At 73.9% G+C, this 1683-nt stretch carries 1 protein-coding gene; it reads right to left on the reverse strand.

What is annotated here, in order from left to right:
- Window positions 1-21: 21 nt before the first annotated feature.
- A partial coding sequence (locus AOK23_RS42300; protein WP_240496827.1) for a phospho-sugar mutase occupies window positions 22-1513 on the reverse strand: 1492 nt, incomplete at its 5' end.
- Window positions 1514-1683: the final 170 nt, after the last annotated feature.

Below are 1683 nucleotides of genomic sequence, written 5' to 3' on the forward strand. Positions count from 1 at the left end.
GGCGGGGCGGGGCGCCGGGGCTCAGATGCCCGCGGCCGCCGAGAGGTCCTGCTTGATCTTCGCGAGGAGGTCCGTGGCCGTCGCGCGGGCCTCGGGGAGGTCGGCGTGGGCGGCGACCGGGACGACGACCTCCAGGTAGCACTTGAGCTTGGGCTCCGTGCCGCTGGGGCGGACGATCACGCGGGCGCCGTCGAGCGTGTAGCGCAGGCCGTCCGTGGGCGGGAGCCGGTCCGTGCCCCGGGTGAGGTCCTCGGCCTTGGTGATGGCGAGGCCCGCGAGGGTGGTCGGCGGCTGCTCGCGGAGCTGCTCCATGGCGCGGGCGATGACCGAGAGGTCCTCGACGCGGACGGAGAGCTGGTCGGTGGCGTGCAGCCCGTGCTCCACGGCGATGTCGTCGAGGAGGTCCAGCAGGGTGCGGCCCTCCTCCTTCAGCTGCGAGGCCAGTTCCGTGATGAGCAGGGCGGCGGTGATGCCGTCCTTGTCGCGGACGCCCTCCGGGTCGACGCAGTAGCCGAGGGCCTCCTCGTAGCCGTAGCGCAGACCGTCGACGCGGGCGATCCACTTGAAGCCGGTGAGGGTCTCCTCGTAGGGCAGGCCCGCCTTCTCGGCGATCCGGCCGAGGAGGGACGAGGAGACGATCGACTCGGCGAAGGTGCCCTGCACGCCACGCCGGACCAGATGGGTGGCGAGGAGCGCGCCCACCTCGTCGCCGCGCAGCATCCGCCAGTCGGCCCCGTCCTTGACGGCCACGGCGCAGCGGTCGGCGTCCGGGTCGTTGGCGACGATCAGATCGGGGTCCGTCTCGCGGGCCCTGGCGAAGGCCAGGTCCATCGCGCCGGGCTCCTCCGGGTTGGGGAAGGCCACGGTCGGGAACTCCGGGTCCGGCTCGGCCTGCTCGGCGACCAGCACCGGCTCCGGGAACCCGGCCCGGGCGAACGCCGCGAGCAGGGTGTCCTTGCCGACGCCGTGCATCGCCGTGTACACGGTGCGCGCGGTCCGGGCGGAGCCGTCGGCGAGGACGGCGTCCGTACGGGCCAGATAGGCGCCGAGGACGCTGTCGTCGAGGGTCTCCCAGCCGCCGTCGGGGCGGGGGACGTCGGCGAGGGAACGTACGGCGTCGATCTCGGCCGCGATCTCCGCGTCGGCCGGGGGCACGATCTGCGAACCGTCGCCGAGGTAGACCTTGTAGCCGTTGTCGCGGGGCGGGTTGTGGCTGGCCGTGACCTCCACGCCGGCCACCGCGCCCAGGTGCCTTATGGCGAAGGCCAGCACCGGGGTCGGGAGCGGGCGGGGCAGGACGGCGGCGCGCAGACCGGCGCCGGTCATGACCGCGGCGGTGTCGCGGGCGAAGTCCGCCGACTTGTGGCGGGCGTCGTAGCCGATGACGACGAGGCCGCCGGCCGAGCCCTGCTTGTTCAGGTACGCGGCGAGACCGGCCGCGGCGCGGATGACCACCGAGCGGTTCATACGCATCGGGCCGGCGCCGAGTTCCCCGCGGAGGCCGGCGGTGCCGNNCTCCGCGGTGTCCCCGGCGTCGATGAGCCCGGCGAGTTCCTCACGGGTCTCCGTGTCGGGGTCCTCGGCGAGCCATGTCCTGGCCCGTGCGATGAGTTCGTCCTGCACGTCGGGGTCCAACCTCTCTTGTTCGTCAGCGTCGGGGTTCGGGGCCGGGGCGCCTGGTGG

Origin of the sequence: Streptomyces torulosus, assembly GCF_001419765.1 — a bacterium.
GTDB classification, from domain to species: domain Bacteria; phylum Actinomycetota; class Actinomycetes; order Streptomycetales; family Streptomycetaceae; genus Streptomyces; species Streptomyces torulosus.